Below are 269 nucleotides of genomic sequence, written 5' to 3'. Positions count from 1 at the left end.
GCCAAGCGGTAAGGCACCGGATTCTGATTCCGGCATTCCGAGGTTCGAATCCTCGTACCCCAGCCACTTTAAAGTCGTTAAGCAGTTTGTTTAACGCAATTGGGGTGTCGCCAAGCGGTAAGGCTCTGGTTTCTGATACCAGCATTCCGGGGTTCGAATCCCTGCACCCCAGCCACTTAAAACAAACAAGCCCGCTCTGCGGGCTTTTTTGTTTTTGTTGCTCAGAATAGTGCGGCCTGATGCCCTCACCCTAACCCTCTCCCACGGGG

Annotated in this window: 1 tRNA gene; it reads left to right on the top strand. The window is 53.9% G+C overall.

What is annotated here, in order from left to right:
* Positions 1 to 100 precede the first annotated feature (100 nt).
* Positions 101 to 175 (top strand) — tRNA-Gln (locus tag IPZ49_RS22905).
* The last annotated feature ends 94 nt before the right edge of the window (positions 176 to 269 follow it).

The organism is Enterobacter cloacae complex sp. S2 (assembly GCF_015159675.1).
GTDB classification, from domain to species: domain Bacteria; phylum Pseudomonadota; class Gammaproteobacteria; order Enterobacterales; family Enterobacteriaceae; genus Enterobacter; species Enterobacter intestinihominis.
The sequence above is the reverse complement of the archived record's forward strand: the minus strand, read 5'-3'. Positions and strand labels throughout refer to the sequence as shown.